Raw genomic sequence first — 24048 nt, forward strand, 5'->3', positions numbered from 1 at the left:
AGTGAGTCATTCAAAGGATCGCTACGTCAGCCCTCTGTCCGAACGTTACGCCTCGGACGAGATGATAGAGCTGTTCTCGCTACGCACGCGAGTACAGACCTGGCGAAAGCTGTGGGTCAGCTTGGCGCGCGCTCAAAGCGCCTATAACCTTGTCTCATCGGAGCAGGTTGCTGCACTTGAAGCAGCGGTGGATGAGATTGATTGGGACGTGATCGACGCGCGTGAAGCTGAGGTTCGTCACGATGTGATGGCGAACGTTTATGCTTTTGGAAAAGTTGCTCCACACGCGGCCGGAATCATCCACTTGGGTGCCACGAGTTGCTACGTCACTGACAATGCTGACCTTGTGATCTACCGCAGTGCTTTGGAAAAGATCCGCGCTGGAGTAGTGGCAGTGATCGCCAATCTTGCAGATTTTGCGCAGCGCTACAAGTCGATGCCAACTCTCGGATACACGCACTATCAGCCAGCACAGTTGGTGACCGTTGGCAAGCGTGCCACATTGTGGATGCAGGATTTCGTGGCGTGCGTTGAAGAAATCGATTTTGTGCTCTCGTCCATCAAGTTCCTCGGTTGCCGTGGAACTACTGGAACTGAAGCCAGTTTCATGGAACTTTTCGACGGCGACGGCGAGGCAATCGACGCGATGAATGCATCGATTGCCTCCGACTTCGGCTTTGATGAACTTTTTGACGTAGCAGGGCAGACATACCCGCGTGCTCTTGACGCGAGAATTTTAAACGCACTTGCCGGCGTGGCAACAGCGGCGTACCGCATGGGGCAAGATATCCGTCTGCTTCAGCATGATCGCCAGGTGGAGGAACCGTTTGAGGCTCACCAGATTGGTTCGAGCGCGATGCCATACAAGCGTAATCCGATGCGCACGGAGCGCATCTGTTCGCTTGCGCGTTACGTGATCACGAACGCGGGTAATGCCAGTGCGACGGCGAGCGCACAGTGGCTCGAACGGACATTGGATGATTCTGCCAACCGCAGGATTTCGATGCCAGAAGGTTTCTTGGCAACGGATGCAATTTTACGTCTGGCCTCCAATGTAACCTTCGGTTTGCATGTGAATGACACGATTGTGGCGAAAGCCGTGCGCGATTATCTTCCCTTCATTGCCACAGAGAATATCTTGATGGAAGGCGTGAAACGTGGGGGAGATCGTCAAGAACTCCATGAAGTCATACGCGAAGAATCATTTGCTGCGACGGCGAAGATGAAAGCGGGCGAGCCTTTTGATTTGCTTGCTCAACTCGCCACGCACGCTGAGTTCAAGATGACGCCTGAAGAATTCGAAGCAGTTCTTGATCCGAGTGCCTATATCGGACGTTGTCCTCAGCAAGTCGAGGCGTATCTGGAGAAAGTCAAAGCAGTCGTTGGTACGCAGACCAAGGAAAACGCTGAGCTGTCTGTGTGAGCACGCGTGTGGGTTTGACGTTGAATATGCCAAACCCACACGGGTGCTTAGCTTTCTTTGTGCGACGACACGTACCAGTTTGAGTGAAACTGTCTACGAGTTACTGCCGATGCTCATTGTTTCGGGAAGAGTTGCTGCGCCATCGATAACGAATTGACCGCCCGTGATGTACGAGGACTCATCGGAGCCGAGGAAAGCGAAAAGTTCGCCGACCTCCGTCGGGTCTGCGAGGCGACCTAAAGGAACTCCTGCTGCGATATCTGCGAGCGCTGCTTCAGGATCGGATGGGTTGGATTCGAGTGCCATGGATTCTGCCATCGGGGTCCGCGCATAGCCCAATTGGGTGCAGTTGACGCGAATATTCCGGCTGGCGTATTCCACTGCCAGGGCTTTCGTCAGCCCGACCAACGCAGATTTCGTTAGGGCATAAGCTGCTTCGCCTGGATCTGCCACGATATCACCAGTCACCGATGATGCAATGACAATTGACCCTGCGCCTTGTGCCAACATATGGGGAATTGCCACTTGGCATGTATTCCATGCTCCTTTGATATTGACGTCGATGTGGAGATCACGCATCGAATCGTCCATCTGCTCAAATGGTGCGAGTTTGCACACTCCTGCATTGGCACACACAATATCGAGACTTCCGAATGCTTCAATTCCAGTTTGCGCTGCGGCTGCGAGTTGATCCTTGTTCGTCACATCGACAACGGCGGTGATCACCTCGGCGCCATACGTTCCGCGAAGTTCCGCAGCGAGAGCTTCGACGCCGGGGGACATATCCACGAGGACGAGGCGTGCTCCATACTTCGCGTATACCTGTGCGATTCCTTTTCCACACCCCGCTGCTGCTCCTGTGATGAGTGCGGTTTTTCCATCGAGTTTTGCCATCAGTTCATCTTCTCCTTTGAATCGACCTGGCAAGACTAGTGTATCTCAGGTCACATAGGAGGAGGGGGAGTGGTCGCGAGGAGAGTTCGATGAAGGTGAGCGGACAAGGTGTATAAAGAAAGTACGAACTTTGAGGGGAAGGGAAAGTCATATGGCAACGTACACCGATACCACAGTGGAAAATCCGAAAGGTCTGGCATTGCTCGTTCCGGGAAAGGCGTATCCGACCCACATGCCCCAGCTCTACTTTGCTAAGCAGGTTGCGCTCGCAGCTGGTTACAATGTGCGGGAAATGGCATGGGATCCTGGGATGGAATGGTCCATCAGCGCAGTGACGCATGAAGTTGAGAAGGCGATTGAGGGCAATGACTTACCGCTGGTGATTTTTGCAAAGTCGATTGGCTCGCTCTCATCAATTTACGCAGCGAAAAACTCGCTTCGCGCAGTGTGGATTACCCCTACTCTCGACCAGCCAGAGGTTGTGGCGGCAATTGCTGAAAACTTGGCTCCGCAGCTTGCTTTTGGCGGAACTGAGGATGGGTATTGGAATTCCGACGCAGCTCGTACCTGGCCTGAAAACGTCCATGTTCTCGAAATTCCAGGTGCGGATCACTCGCTTCTGGTTGCGGGTAATCCCGCACGTGGTGCTGCAATCGTCTCTGAATACACCACAGCAATGGTTGATTTCGCCGCTGAAGCTTTGTGAAGATTGCGCAACTGAATACCTCATCACTTCAAACGTTAGGTATCTAACAAGGGTTGTGACTGTTGGATAAATGCGGGCTTGGGGTAACCTAAGTTCGCATTTTCCTATGACACGCAAGGAGCATACGTGCCACATAGAGTAGTAGTGATCGGTTCGGGGTTCGGTGGCCTTTTTGCTACCAAGCAACTGAAGAAAGCCGACGTTGAAGTCACAATGATTTCAAAAACTTCGCATCACCTCTTCCAGCCTCTGCTGTATCAGGTGGCAACAGGCATTCTCTCTCCAGGTGAGATTGCACCCGTTACGCGTGAAATTTTGGCACGCCAGAAGAATGCTCGCGTGATTCTCGGTTTGGTGGAAGATATCGACACCGACGCACGTGAAGTGGTGTGGCGCTACCACAACCGTCAAGAGCGCACCCCTTACGACTCACTGATTATCGCAGCAGGTGCAAACCAGTCGTACTTTGGAAATGATCAATTCGCGCAGTTCGCCCCGGGCTTGAAGTCGATTGATGATGCCCTCGAACTTCGCGCCCGTATCCTGAATGCGTTTGAGCTGGCCGAAATTGAACAAGATCCAGCCAAACGTGAAAAGATCCTGACCTTCGTTGTTATTGGCGCTGGTCCGACCGGTGTTGAAGTTGCCGGGCAGATTCGTGAGCTCGCATCGAAGACCCTGCGCCGCGACTTCCGTCATTTTGATCCGGCCTCAGCTCGCGTCATTCTGGTTGACGGTGCGGCACATCCGCTTCCGCCATTCGGCGAAAAGCTTGGTAAGCGCACATGGCGCGATCTGGAGAAACTTGGCGTGGAAGTGATGATGGGGCAGATGGTTGTGGGGATGACCGATTCCACCGTTACCTTACGTGATCGTGATGGCAATGAAAAGGTAATCGAGTCGATCTGTAAAGTCTGGTCTGCTGGAGTTTCTGGCAACCCATTGGGTCAGAAGCTGGCCGAGCGTACCGGCGTCGAGCTTGACCGTGCTGGGCGTGTGCGCGTTAATGAGGATCTGACGATCCCTGGGCATCCTGAGATCTTCGTCGTTGGTGACATGATGAGCCTTGACGGTGTGCCAGGTGTGGCACAGGGTGCAATTCAGCCTGGTCGTTTTGCTGCTCGCGCGATCATGGATCGACTCGCTGGGCGCGGGCCAGAAGCAAAATTTGTCTATAAAGATAAGGGCTCCATGGCCACGATTGCTAAGTCGAAGGCTGTTGTGAAGATCGGCCGTCTGGAAATGGGTGGATTCTTCGCATGGCTTGCCTGGTGTGGCTTGCATCTTTTCGCTCTGACCGGTTTTAAGTCGCGTTTTTCCACATTGGTGCGCTGGTCAGTGAGCTACCTGTCCCACCATCGCAGTGCGCGCGCAGTGACGAATCAGCAGCTTGTGGGGCGTCTCGCCCTTGAAGCTCTCGGGGAGCGCGCATCGGGGCACCTTCTGACAGACGATGTGGAAGTCCGGCCAATCGCAAAGTAATTCTGTCGCTCATGCACGTCTGGCTTAGGGCAGCCTGCACGAGAGAGCGTTGAGGGGTGAAGCAACATGTTGCTTCACCCCTCAACAGTCTTCGGTAGATGGCTATCCTCCGATTATCCCGAATTCGTAGCCTTTCGACTTGAAGTAGTCGATGATCCTCGGCATTGTTTTGAGCGTCATTTCTTTGCCTCGGGCATCATGTGACAGAAGAACAACCACGTTCTTATCTCCAGATGTCTGGATTACAGTGTTGAGCATCTTGTCCGTTGTTTTCGGTTGGGAACGTGGCGGCACAGCGTCATTTGTTCCGGCGTTCCAATCGAGCCAGTACACGCCTCGTTTTTCAAGAGCGGCATCGCACGGCGCCATATTCTTCCATGACATATGCCCGCCCGGATAACGATAGGAGTTCGATGACCAACCAGGGCCAAGAATCTGTTTAATTTTTTTGTTGAGTGCGTCAAAGTCGTTGACCACATTTGTTGGGTTGCAATAGCGTCCCGGATAGAGGAACGAATAGTTGTGCTTATTCGAATGGATAGCAACGGCATGGCCCTCGGCATACTGACGCTTCATCAGCTTTTGGACTTCAGGATTTCCCAGTGACAGCCCGACATCGTAGAAGGTCGCATGTACACCTGCTTTTTTGAAGGTGTCCAAGTTGCGCGCAGTAGTGGATGTGTTCGGCCCATCATCCATTGTAATAAAGACGATCTTTTTGTTCTTCGGATATGTGGGGGAGTCGGTGCCTCGCAGGAGCCAGTCGTGGACATCCTTGGCAGGGTATGCATAGCTATTTGCTGAGGCAATGTGGTTTGTGCCCTCAGCTGGCGACGTCGGCGATACGGAATCTGTCGGAGTCGGAGTCGGAGTCGGGACCGGAGTTGCGCTTTGCGACGGTGAGGGCTGCGGGGTGGCAGACGGTGAAGCATCTGAGCTCGCCGACGGTGTCCTTGTAGTGGAAGTTTGTGGAGTGGGCGAGCAAGCGGCCAGAACGGTCAGAAGCCCAATCGATGCTGTTGTGAGAATTCGTCGTGTGTTCACAACGTCCCCTTCATTTAGACGGAAGCGGGCGAGGGTGGACGGCGCCCGTAAATTTTAGGTATACCTAAGAGTGTACCGACCCGGATCGGGATATGTGTGAGTTTACATCTCTATGTCCTGATAGCCAGTGGACACGGCGGTAAAGTATCTGCTGCTGAGCAACCGCAATGAAAATTTTATCAAGAGTGAATCCGCTGAATTTTTACTGGGCAATTGCTGGTGACTCTAGACATAGCCGTGTTCAACGGGGAGAATTACATACCTCGTGATAGTTGAGCGATGGCGGAGCAGGACTGATCTTGCTCCGCCATGACATTGCATGGAAACCCTCGCTTATTCACATATGAAAAACGCTGTTACCTGATGAAATGTGTTTTCACTGGAAAAGTTCCGCGAAAGTGCTGTAAGTGCCCATGAAGGACTGCGTGAGATGTGATGTGTTCGCTAACCTACAACATGTAAATCCCCATATGGTTTTCGACCTTCAACGCTGAAGAACAAAACCGGTTTACATAACTGAGAAAAGTCTCTGGAAAAGCTCAGCTGCAACGTTGCTCTGAGCGAGAGAGGATAATTTATGTCCACACACAAACCAGTGGTGGCATCGGCAGCGGCACTTGCCCTCGCACTCGGCACCGTTGTTGCAACGCAACCAGCTGCGGCGGCGCCGCTCAGTGGAGGCGGTTTGAATGATGTCATCCCAGCTGTCCGGCACTTCGATGCCGCACAAGGCGAACCATGGCGTCTGACGGAGGAAACAAAAATTGTTGCTCCTTCTGCACTCAAAGCCGACGCTGAGAAACTTGCGCTCGACCTTGCTGTCAAAGGAAAAATTCGCCCCGCCGTCGCCGTTGATGGTACAGCGGATAAAGACGACATCGTGTTGAAAGTCGATCCGAAACTCGATGTTCAGCAAAATGACGGGTACACGATTGATTCAAAGAAAGACCTGCTTATCGTTACCGGAAAGTCGAACGACGGAGCTTTCTGGGGTCAGCAGACTGTTGTGCAATCGGTGGCAAGCGCTGGCGGTGTACAGGCAGGTAAAGTTCGTGACTGGGCCGACGTTTCAGAACGTTCGTTCCATCAGGATATGGCCCGCAAATACTACGATAAAAAATACATTATCAATCTCATCCATCAGATGAGCTACCGGAAGCTGAATGCGCTACAACTGCATTTCTCTGAGAATGAAGGCTTCCGACTTGAGTCAAAGAAACATCCGGAGATTATGTCGAAGGATGGCGTTATTACTCAGGCAGAGTTGAAGGAGATTCTTGCTGAGGCTGCTAAGTATCATGTGGAGATTATTCCTGCACTCGATATGCCGGGGCATATGCGCCAAGCGCTTTCAGCGCACCCAGAACTTCGTCTTCCAGGTAATAGCGATGAAGCTCGCAGGGGACTCGATTTTTCGAACAAAAAGTCTGTCGAGTTTGTTGAGCAACTTATTGATGAATTTGCGCCGCTTTTCCCGGATACCAACAAGTGGCACCTTGGCGCTGACGAATATGTTCATTTTGGAAAAGCTGAAGAGGACCCATTTAAGACTGCCGAACAGCGTTATCCAGACGTTACGAAACGAGTGCGTCAGAAACTAGGTGATGACAAGCTATTCGTGGATGGTTTTGTTGATTTCATTAATCACATGGCGAAACACCTGAAAAAGCATAATAAGACTGACGTGCGTGTGTGGAACGACGCATTTTATAGAACTGATGTCAAGCAGACTGTTCCACTGGATAAGAATGTCACTGTTGACTATTGGACTCAGTGGCACTGGGGAATGGCGGATGTTCAAACATTTGCTGACAAAGGCTATAAAGTCATCAACTACAACGATGCGTACATGTACTGGGTTCTTAATTTAGAACCGCGTGCATACTGGCAACATCCAACGACAGAGAAGATTTTCGAAGGCTTCCATTCAGGACGATTCCCAGGAAAACCAAGAAACGGTGGACCGCAATCGTATCCGAAGGGGACAGATAATCCTCCGGTTGGGCAAAGTGTTGTCTACCCCGAGTGGCTTCGTGGAGCCTCGTTCGCAATCTGGTCAGATACTCCAGATATGCTAACGCAGGACGAAATTGCGGATCAGACAAAGGGCCCCTACACTGCGTTCGCAGACCGTGTGTGGTACTCCGGGGACTCCCGTTCAGTTGATGCGTTCAAGGCAGCTATGGCAGCCGTCGGCGATGCGCCGATTCTGCCCGCCAACCTTGACCAGCTCACAGTCAGCAGTGAGTCGGCTCTGACCGCTGATCCCGCCTCCGGCAGCAAGGTGAAGGCAGGTGCATCGGTTGCCTTCACCGGCGTCGTGAAGAACACATCGTCGGAAAGCCTACCGGTCAAAGCAAAGGTCGCCTCGACCAATATCGTCACGAAGGCTGGAAACGTTCCTGTCAGCATTCTCGATAAAGATGGTTCGCCAGTTGTGACGAAGGGCAAGAACGTCGCTCTCGCTTCCGAAGGGGCAACGGCTACTGTGTCCTCAGTAGAGCCGCAAACGAACTTTGATGGTTCGAAGGCGATCGACGGTGACGGCGTATCGAACTCCTCGCGTTGGTCGTCAACCCCGAAGGTTGATAACCCCTGGATTGAGATCACTTTCAAGGAGCCAACTGACTTGGTGAAGCTCCGCCTCGGTTGGGAAGGCGCACATGCCACCAAGTACACGGTGGACTTCAGTCATCCCCAGGGTGAGCCAACCACCGAGACCTTCACTTTCGACGGCTCAAAGGGTAAAAGCGTTTCCTGGGCAGAACATGACGTGAACCAAAAGCAGGTGACCAAGATCAAGATCACGGGGCTTGAGCGTTCCCTGCCCGAATACGGTATCTCCTTATTCGAAGTTGAAGCCTACAGCCCCGGTGGTCCGCTTGCCGCTCCTGCAGCCGCACTTGACGCTTCCGGAAATGTGACATGGGAAGGTACGCTTGAGCCGCAGCAGTCGGCAAAGTTTTCCTGGAATGGAAAGGTCTCTGACAGTGCTAAGGACAAGGCGAGCGCTGAACTGACAAGCATAGTTCGCTACCCTCTAAAGCCAGGCAAGCCATCGACGGCGAAGGCCGAACTGATTCTTGATACTCCGGCGGAAGCCCCGAAATCTGACGAAACAACACCAGCTCCGGCTCCGACCGATAAGGACAAGGCCCCGGCTCCGGCGCCGACAACACCGGCTCCCAAAGAGACGAAGCCTAATCCTGAAAAGCCCAAGGTATCTGTGCCGTGGACTGAGCTCACCCCGGCAACGCCGGTCCCAGGCGCAGATGATAAAACAACCGGACAGAAGGGGGCAAAGTCAGATTCGCAGACATCTGAGAAGTCGAATAAAGATACGACGAGCAAAACAGGGACGAACACGAACGGTGATTCAGCTGCAAAGCAGAACGAGTCGGCCTCGCACCTGGTGCTCACTGGAAGCTCTGGGGCAACAGCGGGTCTCGTCGCGATAGTTCTCGTCGGTGTCGGCTTAGCCCTCGCAGTACGCCGTCGTCACTGAGATAACGCGAGCTGTGCTCGGGGCGGGTACAGCGTAGCAACGTGGGTCGGAGGTGGAGGTGAGAATGTGCCACCTCCGACCCACATCGCCCCACAAAATGTTCTATCTTTCAATGGTGAAACGAGGAAACATATGCGTGACTCACGCACAACTTATTGGAGGCGAGGAGCAGTTGTGAGTACTTTGGCACTCACCCTGACGGCCTTCGGACCGTTACCTCATGCGGCAGCGGAGAATAACTACTCCACATTGACGACGTCTGATCAAATGGTATCGGCGCCAGAAGACCTCTATACCACTGCGCTCGATGCTCATACCCGCGTGCATAACTTCAACGACGGCTGGAAGTTCAAGCTCGGCGCCAACGATGGCGCACAGTCAAAGAGCTTTTCGGACGCGAATTGGCGATCCATCGATCTGCCTCACGATTACTCCATCGAACAAGACTTCACAAAGAGCGGCGAAGCTGAGAGCGGGTACTTGCCTGGAGGCGTGGGCTGGTACCGCAAGAATCTGCCTCTCTCTGAGGACTTTGCAGGAAAGCGAATTAATCTTAATTTCGACGGTGTCTACATGGATGCCACCGTGTACGTCAACGGTAAGAAGGTAGCCAATCACCCGTATGGTTACACGCCGTTCTCGGTGGATATCACGGATGATGTAGAAATCGGTGCCACTAATGTGATTGCCGTGAAGGTCAACCATGAAACGCCGTCGAGTCGTTGGTACTCAGGCTCAGGTATCTATCGCAATGTTGATCTCGTCGTGACGAATCCGGTTCACGTGGGTCACGACGGAGTGCGCGTGATTGCGCCGAATCTAAAATCGGGCGGCGACATTCCACTTGAAGTCACCGCTCGTCTTGAGAATGAATCGGCGAAGCCCGCGGTGGTGAAGGTCTCTCATGAGATCACCACACTTGATGGCAAGAGCGTACTGGGCAAGAGCGAAGCGAAGACCGTCCAGCTCAAGGCTGGTGAGCGCCTCGATACCAAGGAGAAGTTCACGGCGAAAGGGGTGAAGCTGTGGGATCTTGAGACACCGACGCGCTATCGCGTCACCACCACAGTGGCCGACGCCGACGGCGTGGTTCTCGATAAGACCTCCGTGACGACGGGTTTTAGAACCACAGCTTTTGACCCGAATACGGGTTTCTCTCTCAACGGAAAGAAGATGAAGCTCAAGGGCGTCTCGATGCATCACGATCAGGGCGCTCTCGGTGCGCGTGCTTATCGTGCGGCCATCGCTCGCCAGATTCGTATCTTGAAGGAGATGGGTGTCAATGCGATTCGCGTGACACATAATCCTGCGTCGCGTGATCTTATTGAACTCGCCGACGAGATGGGTGTGCTGATTGTTGAGGAGAGTTTCGACGGGTTCCAGTACCCCAAGAATGGAAATTACAACGATTACTCGCGGTTTTTTAATGCAAAAGTCGGGGAGAACTCGGCCCTCGAAAACGTGCCTGCGGGAAGTACATGGGCACGGTTTGATATTGAATCGATGATTCACCGTTCGATGAATTCTCCTTCAGTGATCATGTGGTCCATCGGCAATGAAATCGGTGAAGGAACTGGCTCATACACGGACATGGGCCACTACACTCAATCCCAAGCGAACCTCATTCAATGGGCTCAAGCGGCGGATCCGACTCGTCCGGTGACGCGTGGTGATAACCAAATCAAAGATGGTTCACACTCCGGCGAGAAACTGATGGATGAACTGGCGAAGGCAGGCGGAATTGCCGGATTGAATTATTCTGCCGGTGCTAAGTACGACGATATCCATCACCGTTACCCAACCTGGGCAATCTACGGTTCCGAAACTGCTTCGTCAGTCAACAGCCGAGGTGTCTATAACCGCACTGAAGATTCAAAGCAAACGAGCGACAAACTCTTGACCTCTTATGACAAGTCGAAGGTCAATTGGGGAGCATATGCGTCTCAGGCATGGTTCGATGTGGTGACCCGCGACCATGTGGCCGGTGAGTTTGTGTGGACTGGTTTTGATTACATCGGTGAACCGACACACTGGAACGGAATCGATCGCTATCACCCAGATCAACAAGGGGCCTGGCCGGCGCCAAAGAATTCCTACTTTGGAATCGTGGATACGGCAGGTTTCCCCAAAGACTCTTACTACCTCTACCAAAGCCAATGGAATGACAAGGCAAAGACAGTCCATATTCTCCCGGCGTGGAACGGCGATGTACTCAACAAGAAGCCAGGGGAGAAGGTAAAGGTCGATGTATATTCAAATGCAGCTGCTGTCGAGCTCTACCTCACTCCTGCCAAGGGCGGGGAAAAGAAAAAGGTAGGCGAGAAGCAAATCTTTGAAACGAAGAAAACGCCTGCAAACTACACTTACCAGTTGGTGAAGGGGAAGCCTGAACAGCACGAGAGCTTGTACATGACGTGGGAAGTCCCGTTCGAAGAGGGCAAGCTTGAGGCGGTCGGCTACGATGCGAACGGCCAAAAGCTCGAGAAGACTCTTGGTCGCAATGTCGTTGAAACAGCAGGCAAACCAGCAAAGCTCGATGTTCACGTTGACCGAAAAGAAATCGCCGCCAACGGGTCAGATCTGGCTTACGTTGAGGTAACGGTGACCGATGACAAGGGTGTACCTGTACCGTCCGCAAATGATTTGGTGACCTTCGAGGTTACCGGTGATGGTGTGTTCATGGGATCGGATAACGGTGAACAGGCTGATCACACTCGCTATGATTCGAAGTCGCGTAAGGCATTCGCAGGTAAGGTGCTCGGCATCGTGAAGTCAACCAAGAAGGCTGGCTCATTCACCGTGAAAGCCACAGCTGCGACTCTTGCTACTGGATCGGCCACAGTGACGACGAAGGCGACTGGGGTAGCTGAGTCGGACAAAAAAGCAGTTGACCACTACAAGTTCCCTCGGACTGTCTACGTCAAGGCTGGCAACAAGCCACTCCTGCCGGCAACGATCGATGCATACAATGCGGCGGGGAAAGCAATGTCATCCAAGGTGACATGGGGTGAGATTCCGCCGGCGAAGTACGCTAAGGCAGGCAATTTTACTGTCGCAGGAAAAACTGATGCTGGTGACACTGTCAGCATCTACGTTGTCGTGATCGACGGCGTCGGCGCTGTGCTGAGCTACTCGGAGACGACGCCGGTGGGCACACCCGTCGTGTTGCCTGAACAACGTCCGGTCGTGATGCCTGACGGTAAGATCCTCGACACCACCCTCCCTGTGACGTGGGAAAAGCCAGAAGCTACGAAGTGGAATACACCGGGCACGGTCACCGTGAAGGGATCGGCTGAGATTTTCGGCAAGAAGTATCCTGTCACCGCAACAATCCGTGTTCAGGAAGCCTCGACAAAGATCGGTCAGAATACTGCTGGTGCAGCCCGACTGAGCCAGTCCATCACTGAGAAAGCTGATCAAACAGATACCCTTGAAGCTATTAACGATGGAAAGACTGAAGTTCCACCGATTAGCGACGGTCCGAATCCGAATGTATGGACGAATTACAACTACACCCAGAATAAGAATATTGACGAAGCGGACATTGTATTTACGTACGATACCCAGCAACAGTTTGGCGAATTCGAGGTGTGGTTCTACAAGGATCAGTGGTCGGCTCGATACCCGAAGGCGGGGACAACACAGTTCTTTGTACGAAATGCGCAGGGCGATGAGTGGACGAAGGTAGATACTGAGGAATCCATTGGTGTAGAGAAAGGCAATGTCATTTCCTACACCTATAAGTTGAAGAAAGCTGTCCAAGGAACCTTCGTTAAGCTTCATGTAGTGAACAACCCCGATGTTAAGACTGGCAAGACGCAAAATGGCAAAGAAGTTAAGCCAGTAACCGGTATCTCGGAAGTTCTGCTCAAGGGCGTCGAGAAGTCGTTCCCGAAGAATTCCACCGTAGCGCTGGACAAGGTCACGCTCAACGGAAAGGCTCTACCGGCCGAAGCGTTGAAGGCGTGGAAGTTCGAATCCTCGGAGGCTGGCGCGAAGAGTTTGGACGCAACTGCTCCAGACAACGCAGCCGTGACGATCCTGCCACAGTACAAGGCTGTTTCGCGCGTTATCGTCGAGGCCGAAGATCATAGCGCTCAGAAGGTCTTCGAAATTACCTTCGCGGGTACACCTCAAACTGAAGAGCCTGGGGCGGTTCCAGCACCGGATCCGAATCCGACTGTTCCAGCCCCTCAGCCAGAGCCGACTACGCCGTCGATTCCAACGGATACAGTGACGCCCCCGGCTGAAAATCCGCAGCCGATAACCCCGTCAGACAAGCAGACTGCGCCAACCCAGCCAGATCCGACGGTGTCGGAGAAGTCAAGCGTTGCGTGGACGGAGCTGACCGCGGCATTGAAGGACTCCATGGGGAAGGAAACCCCGTCAACACCGGCGCGAACAGAACAGTCAAAGAATTCTGGCGCTCCAGCAACGTCGTCTAGCCTGGTTCTGACTGGTGCAACGGTGATGGGACTTGGTATTGCCGCCGTGATTCTTGCTGGCGCAGGAACAATTTTGCTTGCGCGGAAGAACAAGCGCTCGTAACGTGTTGCGCAAAAAGGAAGTGTTTGGCGATGGTTTCATCGCCAAACACTTCCTTTTTGTGTACCCCAGCTGCAGAACCGCCGCTGCGTAGAGCACTCGCATTCCATCTGCTTGTCCACGGAGTTCCGGTGCCTGGGGGAGGGAGAGAAAAAACGAGGGCGAATGGGAACCCCATTCGCCCTCGCAACGTAAAAGCTGCTACCTCACTTGGTGCGCTTGCCGTAACGGCGGTTAAACTTCTCAACCTGGCCTGCGGTGTCGAGGATGCGGCGCTGGCCCGTGAAGAACGGGTGAGACTTATCCGAAACTTCGATATCAATCACCGGGTAGGTGTTGCCGTCTTCCCACTCGATTGTCTGGTCAGACGTACGGGTGGAACGGGTCAGGAACGTGTAGTCCACCGAGCGATCGCGGAACACCACGGGGTGGTAATCGGGGTGAATGCCCTTCTTCATTTTATCCTCCTCATAAAAATAGAACCTGAGCCAGACTACCATCTTCGATAACTGTTCTCACAGTCCTTTCCTTCTTTTGGAAGGGTAAACACGTCACATTTATTTCCAGGGTACTCTTGACACATGGAATTTGAAGCGATCACACAGGCTGTTGCCTCGCGCCTGCCCTCACTTGAGGCGATGTACCTCGATTTTCACCAGCATCCAGAGCTTTCGATGCTCGAAGAGCGCACGCGAACAATTATTTCCTCGCGGCTAGAGGAACTTGGATACACAGTTCGGGAAATCGGCGGGGGAGTAGTGGGCATTTTGACTCACGGAACTGGGCCGACGGTATTGTTCCGTGCCGATATTGATGGTCTGCCTGTTCGCGAAGCTCCCGACACTCCTTACGCGTCAGTTGCGATGCAAGTGAATCGCGACGGCGAGACTGTGCCAGTAATGCACGCATGTGGACATGATTTTCATATCACGGCCGGTCTTGGCGCTGCAGAATTCTTCGCAACCCACAAAGATCTTTGGTTCGGAACATACGTGGCGCTTTTCCAGCCGGGTGAAGAAAGCGGTGAAGGCGCTAAGTCGATGGTCACCAATGGATTGGTTGAGCAAGTCAACGCGCTGACTGGAAACGGGAAAGTGGACGTTGCACTGGCACAACACGTGTTAACTGCACCAATTGCTGGACACGTGGCGACGGCGGCTGGACCAGTCTTTTCGGCTGCGGCGACATTGCGCGTTGTTCTCCAAGGGCGAGGCTCGCATGGTTCAATGCCTCACCTGGGAATTGACCCGATTTTGATGGCAGCCCACGTCATTGCTCGTCTCAATGAAATTGTGTCCCGGGAGCTTACACCAGGTGAATTTGGCGTAGTCTCCGTTAACGCAATTCATGCGGGAGAGGCAGGAAATGTCATCCCCGATTCAGCTGAACTCCTCGTCAATATTCGTGCATATTCGGACGAAACGTATCACAAAGAAATCGCTGCGATCCGTCGTATCGTTGAGGCGGAAGCCGCCGCGAGTGGCGCACCAGCCCCGACGGTCGAAATCTTTGAAGATACGCCGGTGGTGACGAACGACGCCGATGTACGTCACAGAGTCCATGCCGCCCTCGCAGCAGTTCTGGGCAGTGAACGAGTTGAAGAACTCATTGCGTCAACAGCGTCAGAAGATTTTTCGATCATTGCTGATGCCTTCGATGCCCCATACTGCTACTGGGGACTTGGCGGCTTCGCAGATGAACACTCAGCTCAACCCAACCATTCACCCCACTTCATCCCCGATCTCCACCCGACCTTGGAAACTGGAGTGGCGGCTGCAGTTGCCGGAGCATTGGCCTACTTGGGCTCGTCAAACGAGCAGTAATTGACCGCGTTGCGAGGTCTCGTTTTTTAGCTGCGTGCGTCTTGGGAAAGACGAGCGATATGGAGTGAGAGGTAGGCGACTTCGTCCGTCGTGAGTGTGGCGTCGGTTCGAAGTTCGATGATTTCCGTGAGCACACGCGCAACTTTTGCTGCCTGTGGGTAGGAGCTATTGATTGATTCGCTGATTGTACTCATCAGATCTTCAAGCTGACGATGCTCTGCAATTCGTACAAAAAGATAACGAAGGTGGGTAATAAAGCGCCCCACATTCACACTCGATTGTTCCAAATGAATATCGAAATATTCTTCGATGACGTCAACCATTTGTTGGATGACGCCAGTCATCATGTAGGTACCTGCGAGATTTCCGTGAGTGAAGCTTGCGTTGACCAGGTGCAATGTCAAGGCAACGGCCTCATCGTTGGGTAACTGGACATCCTCATATTGAGCTGTGGCACGCAGGCGCTCATTGATCTGGGTGAGCATCTGGTGGGCTGTTGCAAACTCAGCGGGGTAAAGTCCCCGAACTTCTGCCTCAAGGGGGTAAGGAGAGTGGATGCTTTTGCGTACACGCTTCACAGCAAATGCCACGTGGTCAGCGAGCGCGATGAGAAGTGCTGGATTTTCTGCGACGACGCCGGTGGGGGACTGAAGGAATTCGCTAGGAGCAGCGTGCTCGGCATTCGAATATGAGTGCCCTGATGCGGGCACCGTAGGACTTGTCCCGATACCGGGAAGCTGAACGGCAGTCGAGACCTCGCCGACGATGGCTAAAATTTGTGGAGGAATATCGGACAGAAGCTGTCCGAGATGATCGGGGGAGCGCCCGTCAGAAGGCACAAACGTACGCACGATTGCATTCGAGTCGATGCTGTCACCCGGTTTCTTTTGGAAACCGAGTCCTCGTCCGGTCAAGATTACTTCGGTTCCATGTTCATCTTTTGCCAGAACGACGTTGTTATTAAAAACGCGTAGTACGTTCATCTCACCCCCTTTTATCGCCAATTTATTTTAGTGTACAAGCCTCGGTGTTTTGGGTCGTCTCTGTGAGAATGCGGTGGGTGAGACAACCTCACCCACCGCATTCTCAGTGCATACAGATCACTTGGTTGCCGAAATGATTTCCTCGCCCGCACTGACATCCATGCCAACGCGAGGCTCAACCGAGGTCATTGCGCGAGTATTGGTGACGACGACGAGGGTTGTTGTGGGGTATCCAGCTGCCTGGATCTTTTCCAGGTCAACCTCGACGAGAGGCTGTCCAGCTTCGACAAAGTCGCCCTTTGCAACTTTCGGCTCAAAGCCGTTGCCCTTCATCTCCACGGTATCGATACCGACGTGAACGAGGACTTCGACTCCGGTATCAGATGTAATGCCATAGGCGTGGCCGGACTTCTGAACAGTCTTGACTTTGCCTGAGACAGGGGAGACGATGTGGCCATTGGACGGAACCACGCCGACGCCTTCACCGAGTGCGCGCGAAGCGAAGACCTTATCGCCGGTCTCATCCAGTGTGATGACTGTGCCAGCTACCGGCGAAAGCACGGCAGTGGTGACAGGTGCAAGAGTTGCGACGTTTTCCGACATCGCTGCCGGAGCGACAGCTGCTTCCTCTGCAGGGGCTGCTTCTTCGGCGTCGCGCTGAGCAAGGAACTCAGCTTTCTGCTCAGGGGTGCGGTAACCGGAGATGACCACGAGGACCATCGCGGTGAAGAAGGCGACAGCGATTGCGATGACGTAGGTCAGCTTCGGTGTGAAGACCGGGATAGTCAGGAGCGAGGTGAAGACGAATGCCGAGGTCTTGACGCCACCGGTTGGGATACCCAGGATGCCAATCACGATGCCGCCTGCCAAACAGCCAGCGAGCATTCGCGGGTAGATGCGCTTGAAACGCAGGTGAATACCGTAAAGCGACGGCTCAGAAATACCACCGAGAAGGCCCGCAGCGAGTGCGCCTGCCGCAGTCTGACGCATCGTCTTGTCACGGTCCCTAATGGAAAGGAAGAGCACGCCTGCGGTAGCACCGAAACATGCGAAGTTCCATGCACCCATTGGGCCCTGGATGAAGTCGTAGCCAAGGGTATTGATGTTGATGAGCATCAGAGCGTTCAGTGGCCAGTGCAGACCGAGCGGTACAAGGAACGGGTACACGAGTGGGATCATGATGGCAAAGATGAATGGAGCGTGTCCGTTGAGCCAGGCCAAACCGGTGCCAAGTCCAGAACCGAGCCAAATCGAGATCGGGCCAATGAGGAATGCGGTGAGCGGGATCATGATGATCAGCGAGAACAGGGGCACGAAGACCATATGGACGATCTCAGGAATGATGCGCTTGAGTCCGTGATAAACACCGGCGAGGATAACAGCCATGAATAGCGGGACGAAGACCTGCCCGCCGTAGTCGTTGAGCTGCATTGGAAGGCCGAAGACGTGAGCGATGTAGAACTCGCCGCCGAGAGTGCTTGAGGTCGTCTTGACGGTGTCAGCAGCGTTCTTGAGTGCGCCGAATTCGGGCGTCATTATTGCGAGCATAATAGCCGCTCCGAGCCAGCCATCAACCTTGAGCTTCTTTGCAGCGTTGTAGGCGACCATTACGGGCAAGAAGTAGAGAACCGAACGCCACATTGCATCGATGAAAACCCAAGTTGCGCCCTTGTTTGGATCGCGGAAGTTTTGGATGCCCAAAGCATCGAGCACAGCAGCGATCGCGATAATCATCGACGAGCCGAGGAGAACGCCCAGGATCGGTCGGAAAGAATCTGAAAGGAACTCGAAGAAGGTATCGATCCACGCGTACTTTCCACGCGCCTTGGCGCGCATCTCAGCCTTCACATCGGCGTTCGACTTCTTTCCGAAATTTGCCATCGCCGGCAGGGACATCATGTCGTTGTAAACGTTTGCCACGCCGCCGCCAATGATGACCTGGTAGCGATCACCGCTTTGGGGAACTGTGCCGAGAACACCGGGGATGGATTCCAGCTCGTCGTTCGACACAACTGATGCGTCGTTGAGCTCAAAACGCAGGCGAGTCGCACAGTGCGTCAAGCTCAAGATATTTTCTGGACCGCCGATCGCGTCCAGAATCGCCTTGGGGGCGTTAATTTTGGTGGTCACACCTAGCTCCTTTGCTGACAGTGGCCGTTTTTAGGCAACAAAAAAGACCCGAGATACACTGGCGTTATCTCAGGTCTTGCCCCAAAACGGGTAACAATCCTTCGGTCTGAGAACCGATCGCGTAAAGCCTAACACTGAAAAATCTCTAGATCAAGCCTTGAGAGGAATCTGGATAGTTCAGTGTCGTTAAGACAGGATATGCGAAGTTCACAGCGTCAGATCGATGATCGCACTTCCTTCGGCTACCTCACCGGCAGGTGCAGGGGTTACGTTCTTGAGCAAACGTGTATTGGTCACCACCACGAAGGTCGTAGCACGGTGCCCTGCCTTTGCAATTGCCTCAAGATCAGCGCTTGCGAGCGCATCTCCAACCTCTACGTGTTGGCCACGCTCGACATGGGCCACGAACCCTTGACCAGCCATTTCGACGGTGTCAATTCCGATGTGGATGAGCACATCTGCGCCTTCATGAGAACGGATTCCGTAGGCATGGCCGCTTTGCTGAACAGCCGTCACCACGCCGGAAACAGGGACTGAAAATTCGCCGTTCGTAGGCTCAATTCCTATCCCCTCTCCTAGTGCCTTCGACGCGAAGATAACATCCTGTGTTTCCTCGAGCGCAACAATAGTGCCATCAACAGGTGAATAGACGTGCGCCCGCCGTATGCCATCAGTTTCAGGAACAGTAGAGACTTCCGTTGGCAACGGTATCGCGTGTGCAAGGCCCGAGCCAGGACCGTCATCGGGGAAGACGTCGCTCAACGGTGCGCTGGTGACTTTCCCTGCGTCAGAATCACTTGCGACAGGCGGTGCCTGTGCACTGGAGTCGTCCATGAGAGGCGACACTTGACCAACTTTGAAACGTGTACCGTTTGCTGACACGCCGAAGATGTGTTTTTCTCCTGGCTCTCGGTAGCCCACGATCAAAACTCCCAGCATCGCGACCGAGAATGCGACGGCAATGGCGACGACATATGTAGTTGCGGGGGAAAACACGGGAATAGTCAGGAGTGAGGAAAAGACGAATGCTCGGGTGGTCACGCCGCCTGTGAGCCATCCACCAACGGTGATGGCAATTCCGCCAGCGGCACATCCGACGAGAAGCGCTGGGCACACGCGGCGATAACGTAGATGGATTCCGTATAGTGCTGGCTCAGAGGTTCCGCCGATTAACCCGGCCCAGAGTGCCGATGACGCAGTCGAGCGCGTGGCGTGGTCTTTTGCCCGCCAAGAGAGAACTGCGACACCCGCTACTGCGCCGTAGCAAGCAAAATTCCAAGCGCCCATAGGGCCCTGGAGAAAATCGAATCCAAGAGTCGAAAGATTCACCAGCATCAGCACGTTCAGTGGCCAGTGCAGTCCAAGAGGAACGATGAATGGATAGAGAAGAGGGATCCCTAGCGCAAAAATATAGGGAGCGTGGAGATTCAGCCAGCCCAGTCCGTTACCAAGGAAATTTCCAAACCAGACGAATGCAGGGCCAATCACAAATGCTGTCAAGGGAACCATGACGAGCAGACATAAAAATGGTACAACCATCAGTTGCATTGATTCAGGCAGCTGCCGGCGCAAGAAATGATAGAGCCACGATAGTACTGGCACCATCGTTAATGGAACCAGTACTCGTCCGCCATAGCTAGGAAGATGAAGCGGCAATCCGAACACATCTAACGTAAAGCTCAAGGTGCCAGCAGGGGAACCCAGCTCTTCCAACCCAGCAGTGCCTCCGGATGTATGAGCGGCGAGAGTGCGGATAGCACCGGAGAATGGAGTCATGAGCGCGAGCATGACAGCTGCACCTAGCCACCCATCTATTTTCATCTTCACTGATGCGTTGTAGGCGACGAGAACGGGAAGGAAGAAAAACACTCCTGCCCAGAGTGATTCCACAAACCACCGTTCAGGTGTACGGCTCGTTGATGCAAATCCCGGCACCTGCCACCACTCCAAGACGATTGCTAACGCCATGACAAGTGATGCGCCGAGCAACACCCCAAGCGCTGGACGGAAGGAATCAGAAAGGTACTCCGAAAAAGCGTTAAAGATCGCAGACTTTCCACGCCCTTTTTTCTCTAGCTGTGCCTTGAGCTCCTCATCAGAAGTTCGACCAAAATTTCGCATCGCAGGCAACGCCATGAACTTTGAGAAATACTCGGCAACATTGCCACGCACCACCACCTGGTAGCGGTTATCGGCTTGAGGGAGCGCGGCAATAACATTTGGAGCGTGCGCGATTCGCTCACGATCAACAGCTGAATTGTCTTTGAGCTGGAAACGGAGGCGAGTGGCACAGTGGATCACGGTGGAAATGTTGTCACTACCGCCGATACCATCGAGCACTTCTTGCTGTGAATTTTTTCCAGCCACATTGCCTCCCTTACATTCTCTCTAATGGTAGCGGGAGGGTATGACAAAAGTATGCGATCACCTCACGAAGCTGCGCGGCGTTGGTAACTTATGGTTGATCGAGGCTATGCATTGATTTCTTCTCACGCATCAATATGAGCGCTGGTATTCCGGCCAATACTGACACAGCGATCGCATAATACGCTGGCGCAAGAAGGTTACCTGTGGCGGTGGTCAGCATATTGACGACCGCTGGAGTAAGACCACCGAATAGGACAGCGGCGAGATTATAGCCAATTGCCATTCCGGAGAAGCGTCCGTGAGTAGGGAATTGTTCAGGAACTGCCGACGCTGCGATCGCCGACCAGCCTGCTGCGGGAGCCGCGAGCAAGATAGCGGCGGTTGCCAAAACGAGCGGAGAGCTTGAGGAGAGCATCGAATAACCAGGGAAAGCCACAACTACTAATGCGATAAGAGTGAAGGAGAATGCACGGCGTCGTCCGAAAATATCGGCAGCGAGTCCCACCAACGGTGTCACGGCGATTGCTGCGATGGCAGCAAAGATTCCCAGGCGTAACGCGGACATCGAATCCATATTCATTGTTTCAACGTACGTCGGAATATAAGTGATCGTCAGGAAGTAGGAGGCTGAACCGACTGTAGAAATCAAGAACGATACCGCCACCGCCAGCTTTTGCTTGCGTAACGTGTACGCGATCGGTGCCGACGCTGCTGGTTCAGCCGACGAGTTGTCTGCTCTTGTCGGCATCAGGCCATTAGTGCCGACGTCGGCGCGTAACGCAGGAGATTCCTCCATGTACTTGCGCAGGGGGATCATGCCTGCAGCGAGCAACGCGCCGAGAAGGAACGGCAGACGCCATGCCCAGTCGTGGAGCGTGTCGGTACCGAAGATGCGGCTGACAAGAGCTGCCGATCCCACAGCTAACAACGCACCTACCTCGGAGTTTGCCGCAGCCCATGACGCCGCCAATCCGCGTCGGTTTGTTCGTGCCGTCTCCGTCAGATACACCATGATGCCTGTGTACTCTGCGCCCACCGAGAATCCAGCTAACGCACGCAAGAGCAACACGATAATGCCGCCCCACGCGCCGATGGTGGCGTAGCCAGGAGTCAAAGCGATTCCTGCCATCGAGATTGCCATCAGACCTGCCGAGGCAACAAGGGCAACGGTACGCCCTCGTGTATCGCCGATGTGTCCAAAGACGAGTGCTCCAAGAGGACGGAATACGAAACCAACTGCGGCGATTGCCAGCACAAGCAAGGTGGAATTTGCAGAGTTGGGGTAGTAGGTCCTGCTCAACGAGGTTGCAAGGTAAAAGAAGAGGGAGAAATCAAACCATTCGATTACCGTGCCGGAGGCAGCGATCAACATGGAGATTCGACGTGTGCGCTGATTCATCCCTCCAGCATAACCTTTTGTACTGATGATCCCAGAATAAGGGTGTGATGGTTCACGCCACTGTGAATAATGCTTCAGTCCGCTAGGGCGGGGAAATCGGGTCAGTTTAAACCGCGGAATCGGCCACAATCAAGAAATATTCTCCCAAACGGAGCGTAATCCCGGTAGGGTTTCACAGGTATAAAGAACCGAAAGAAATTTTTATGCTTAAACAAATTTTGATTGTTTCATCTGCGTTTATTGGACTTGTCGTCGGTGCAGGATTCGCCTCCGGACAGGAAGTTCTCCAGTACTTTGTCGCCCACGGGACCTGGGGAATCGTCGGGGCAGTGATGGCGACGCTGATGATCTGTGTTATCGGTGTGGTCGTTCTTCAACTGGGCTCATACTTCCTTGCAAAGGAACATTCCATTGTGTATGACCGCGTGGCACATCCGGTTATCTCCCGCTTGCTCGATGCCTTCACTACTTTTGTTCTCTTCTGCATGGGTGTAGTGATGCTCGCTGGTGCGGGGGCGAACCTGCACCAGCAATTTAGTATTCCGAACTGGCTCGGAAGTATTATCCTTGGCGTCATTGTTTTTGCAGTCGGATTCCTTAATACCTCGAAGGTTACGACCGTTATCGGCGCAATTTCACCTTTCATCATCGTGTTAATCATCGTCGCTTCCATCTACGCTTTCACCCACGTCGATGGTTCAGCGGCACAGATGAGTACTGAAGTTCAGACCATCACCCCGGCAATTAATAACTGGTTTTTGTCGTCGCTGAATTACGTCGGTATGAACCTGGCGACGGCGGTGGCTATGGCTCTCGTGATGGGCGGAAACTTTCTCTCCATCCGCGTCGCTGGCTGGGGCGGCGCCGTCGGCGGAACTGCTTTCGGCGGTTTGGTGATTTTGACTGTCGTGTCACTGTTCGTCAAGACAGAAACAGTCAAGAATGCGCCGATGCCAATGCTCAAACTTGTCGATTCGATCCATCCCGCAGTCGGAACTGTGATGTCGGTAGTGATTTTCGCAATGATCTTCAATACCGCGATCGGCATGTTCTACGCCCTTTCCAAGCGTGCAACTGTGAAGTATCCCCGTTACTTCAACGTGGCAATGGCGGCGCTTATCGTGATTTGTTACGGCGTTTCATTCGTCGGTTTCGAGGTTCTCGTCAACAAGGTCTTCCCGATTGTTGGCTGGGTGGGCCTGGCTCTTGCCGGTATTTTAACCCTGGCCTGGGTTCGCTCGAACAAGGAGATTCGCGCTGAGTCCAAGCGCCGACGCCGCATTCGCTCGCTGCTAGATCGGATGTGGACCGCTGGCGTTCACTTCTCTCACCTTGATCGCCTGCGTTTGCGTAAGCATCTTGCAGCCTCAAATATTGATGATCGCCGAATGCATCGTCGTATGAGCCGTGAAGTCGTTGCCGATCTTCAGAACGACGACACCAAAGACGTCGAAGAACGTTGGGAAGAAACTGAAGCACGCTGGGACGAAGAGCGTGAGAAGGTTATTGCTGAAGCTGCTGAGAATGAAGCACGTGCAGCTGCTGGCGAGGATCTCCCCTCCGCCAGTAGCGTCGAAGCATCCCTCGCGCCTGAAGCGATCGACGCGCGTCCGACGTCGGTGGCCGGCTCCCAGCCAGTGACTGCGGCCCCTGGCTTTGGCGCTGGTAAGACGTCGGCAGCAGCTGAGCGACGCGTCGATTAGGTCTGGGAATATCAACCGCACGCCTGACGCGGAATGCCCACGCA

General features: G+C 53.6%; 14 protein-coding genes. 7 read left to right on the top strand and 7 right to left on the bottom strand.

From position 1 onward, the window contains the following. Window position 1 precedes the first annotated feature (1 nt). Complete coding sequence (purB, locus tag P7079_RS02775; RefSeq protein ID WP_278013313.1) at window positions 2-1423, top strand: adenylosuccinate lyase; 1422 nt, start codon at window positions 2-4, stop codon at window positions 1421-1423. Between the two features lie 93 nt (window positions 1424-1516). Here purB and ucpA read toward each other — a convergent pair whose 3' ends face one another. Further along, window positions 1517-2317: an SDR family oxidoreductase UcpA gene (gene ucpA, locus P7079_RS02780; RefSeq protein ID WP_278013314.1), complete on the bottom strand. Its 801-nt coding sequence runs from the start codon at window positions 2315-2317 to the stop codon at window positions 1517-1519. Between the two features lie 151 nt (window positions 2318-2468). On the opposite strand from ucpA, the gene P7079_RS02785 reads away from it, so the two are divergent. Next, the gene (locus P7079_RS02785) at window positions 2469-3023 is read left to right on the top strand and encodes an alpha/beta fold hydrolase (protein WP_278013315.1); all 555 of its coding nucleotides are present in this window, start codon (window positions 2469-2471) and stop codon (window positions 3021-3023) included. A 126-nt stretch (window positions 3024-3149) separates the two neighbouring features. Next, window positions 3150-4505, top strand: a complete 1356-nt coding sequence (locus P7079_RS02790) for an NAD(P)/FAD-dependent oxidoreductase (protein ID WP_278013316.1) — start codon at window positions 3150-3152, stop codon at window positions 4503-4505. A gap of 102 nt (window positions 4506-4607) precedes the next feature. On the opposite strand, the gene P7079_RS02795 is transcribed toward P7079_RS02790, so the two are convergent. After that, window positions 4608-5549 carry a polysaccharide deacetylase family protein gene (locus P7079_RS02795; protein ID WP_278013317.1) on the bottom strand — a complete coding sequence of 314 codons (942 nt, stop codon included), beginning with the start codon at window positions 5547-5549 and terminating at the stop codon, window positions 4608-4610. A gap of 577 nt (window positions 5550-6126) precedes the next feature. Here P7079_RS02795 and P7079_RS02800 point away from each other — a divergent pair. Then, window positions 6127-9054: a glycoside hydrolase family 20 protein gene (locus P7079_RS02800; protein ID WP_278013318.1), complete on the top strand. Its 2928-nt coding sequence runs from the start codon at window positions 6127-6129 to the stop codon at window positions 9052-9054. A 174-nt stretch (window positions 9055-9228) separates the two neighbouring features. Beyond that, window positions 9229-13602: a glycoside hydrolase family 2 TIM barrel-domain containing protein gene (locus P7079_RS02805; protein WP_278013319.1), complete on the top strand. Its 4374-nt coding sequence runs from the start codon at window positions 9229-9231 to the stop codon at window positions 13600-13602. A gap of 203 nt (window positions 13603-13805) precedes the next feature. On the opposite strand, the gene P7079_RS02810 is transcribed toward P7079_RS02805, so the two are convergent. Continuing rightward, entirely contained in the window at window positions 13806-14057 is a 252-nt protein-coding gene (locus P7079_RS02810) for a type B 50S ribosomal protein L31 (protein ID WP_278013320.1), read from the bottom strand. A 123-nt stretch (window positions 14058-14180) separates the two neighbouring features. Between P7079_RS02810 and P7079_RS02815 the strand changes: the two genes are divergently transcribed. Next, window positions 14181-15422 carry an amidohydrolase gene (locus P7079_RS02815; RefSeq protein WP_278013321.1) on the top strand — a complete coding sequence of 414 codons (1242 nt, stop codon included), beginning with the start codon at window positions 14181-14183 and terminating at the stop codon, window positions 15420-15422. Between the two features lie 26 nt (window positions 15423-15448). On the opposite strand, the gene P7079_RS02820 is transcribed toward P7079_RS02815, so the two are convergent. From P7079_RS02820 to P7079_RS02835, 4 genes are all read right to left on the bottom strand, one after another. Next, complete coding sequence (locus P7079_RS02820) at window positions 15449-16405, bottom strand: PRD domain-containing protein (protein WP_278013322.1); 957 nt, start codon at window positions 16403-16405, stop codon at window positions 15449-15451. Window positions 16406-16522: 117 nt separating this feature from the next. Further along, on the bottom strand, window positions 16523-18535 hold the full coding sequence (locus P7079_RS02825; protein WP_278013323.1) for a glucose PTS transporter subunit IIA: 2013 nt from the start codon (window positions 18533-18535) through the stop codon (window positions 16523-16525). Between the two features lie 207 nt (window positions 18536-18742). Next, window positions 18743-20902, bottom strand: a complete 2160-nt coding sequence (locus P7079_RS02830; RefSeq protein WP_278013324.1) for a glucose PTS transporter subunit IIA — start codon at window positions 20900-20902, stop codon at window positions 18743-18745. 88 nt (window positions 20903-20990) lie between these two features. After that, entirely contained in the window at window positions 20991-22301 is a 1311-nt protein-coding gene (locus P7079_RS02835; protein ID WP_278013325.1) for an MFS transporter, read from the bottom strand. A 203-nt stretch (window positions 22302-22504) separates the two neighbouring features. Between P7079_RS02835 and P7079_RS02840 the strand changes: the two genes are divergently transcribed. Beyond that, on the top strand, window positions 22505-24004 hold the full coding sequence (locus tag P7079_RS02840) for a YkvI family membrane protein (RefSeq protein WP_278013326.1): 1500 nt from the start codon (window positions 22505-22507) through the stop codon (window positions 24002-24004). Window positions 24005-24048 lie beyond the last annotated feature (44 nt).

This window comes from Arcanobacterium canis, assembly GCF_029625435.1.
Classification (GTDB): domain Bacteria; phylum Actinomycetota; class Actinomycetes; order Actinomycetales; family Actinomycetaceae; genus Arcanobacterium; species Arcanobacterium canis.

Excerpts from the sequence above, each read along its gene's own strand:
- P7079_RS02800 (WP_278013318.1), top strand. The coding sequence starts at position 6,127 with ATGTCCACACACAAACCAGTGGTGGCATCGGCAGCGGCACTTGCCCTC.
- P7079_RS02810 (WP_278013320.1), bottom strand. The coding sequence starts at position 14,057 with ATGAAGAAGGGCATTCACCCCGATTACCACCCCGTGGTGTTCCGCGAT.
- P7079_RS02785 (WP_278013315.1), top strand. The coding sequence starts at position 2,469 with ATGGCAACGTACACCGATACCACAGTGGAAAATCCGAAAGGTCTGGCA.
- ucpA (WP_278013314.1), bottom strand. The coding sequence starts at position 2,317 with ATGGCAAAACTCGATGGAAAAACCGCACTCATCACAGGAGCAGCAGCG.
- P7079_RS02840 (WP_278013326.1), top strand. The coding sequence starts at position 22,505 with ATGCTTAAACAAATTTTGATTGTTTCATCTGCGTTTATTGGACTTGTC.
- P7079_RS02820 (WP_278013322.1), bottom strand. The coding sequence starts at position 16,405 with ATGAACGTACTACGCGTTTTTAATAACAACGTCGTTCTGGCAAAAGAT.
- P7079_RS02815 (WP_278013321.1), top strand. The coding sequence starts at position 14,181 with ATGGAATTTGAAGCGATCACACAGGCTGTTGCCTCGCGCCTGCCCTCA.
- P7079_RS02835 (WP_278013325.1), bottom strand. The coding sequence starts at position 22,301 with ATGAATCAGCGCACACGTCGAATCTCCATGTTGATCGCTGCCTCCGGC.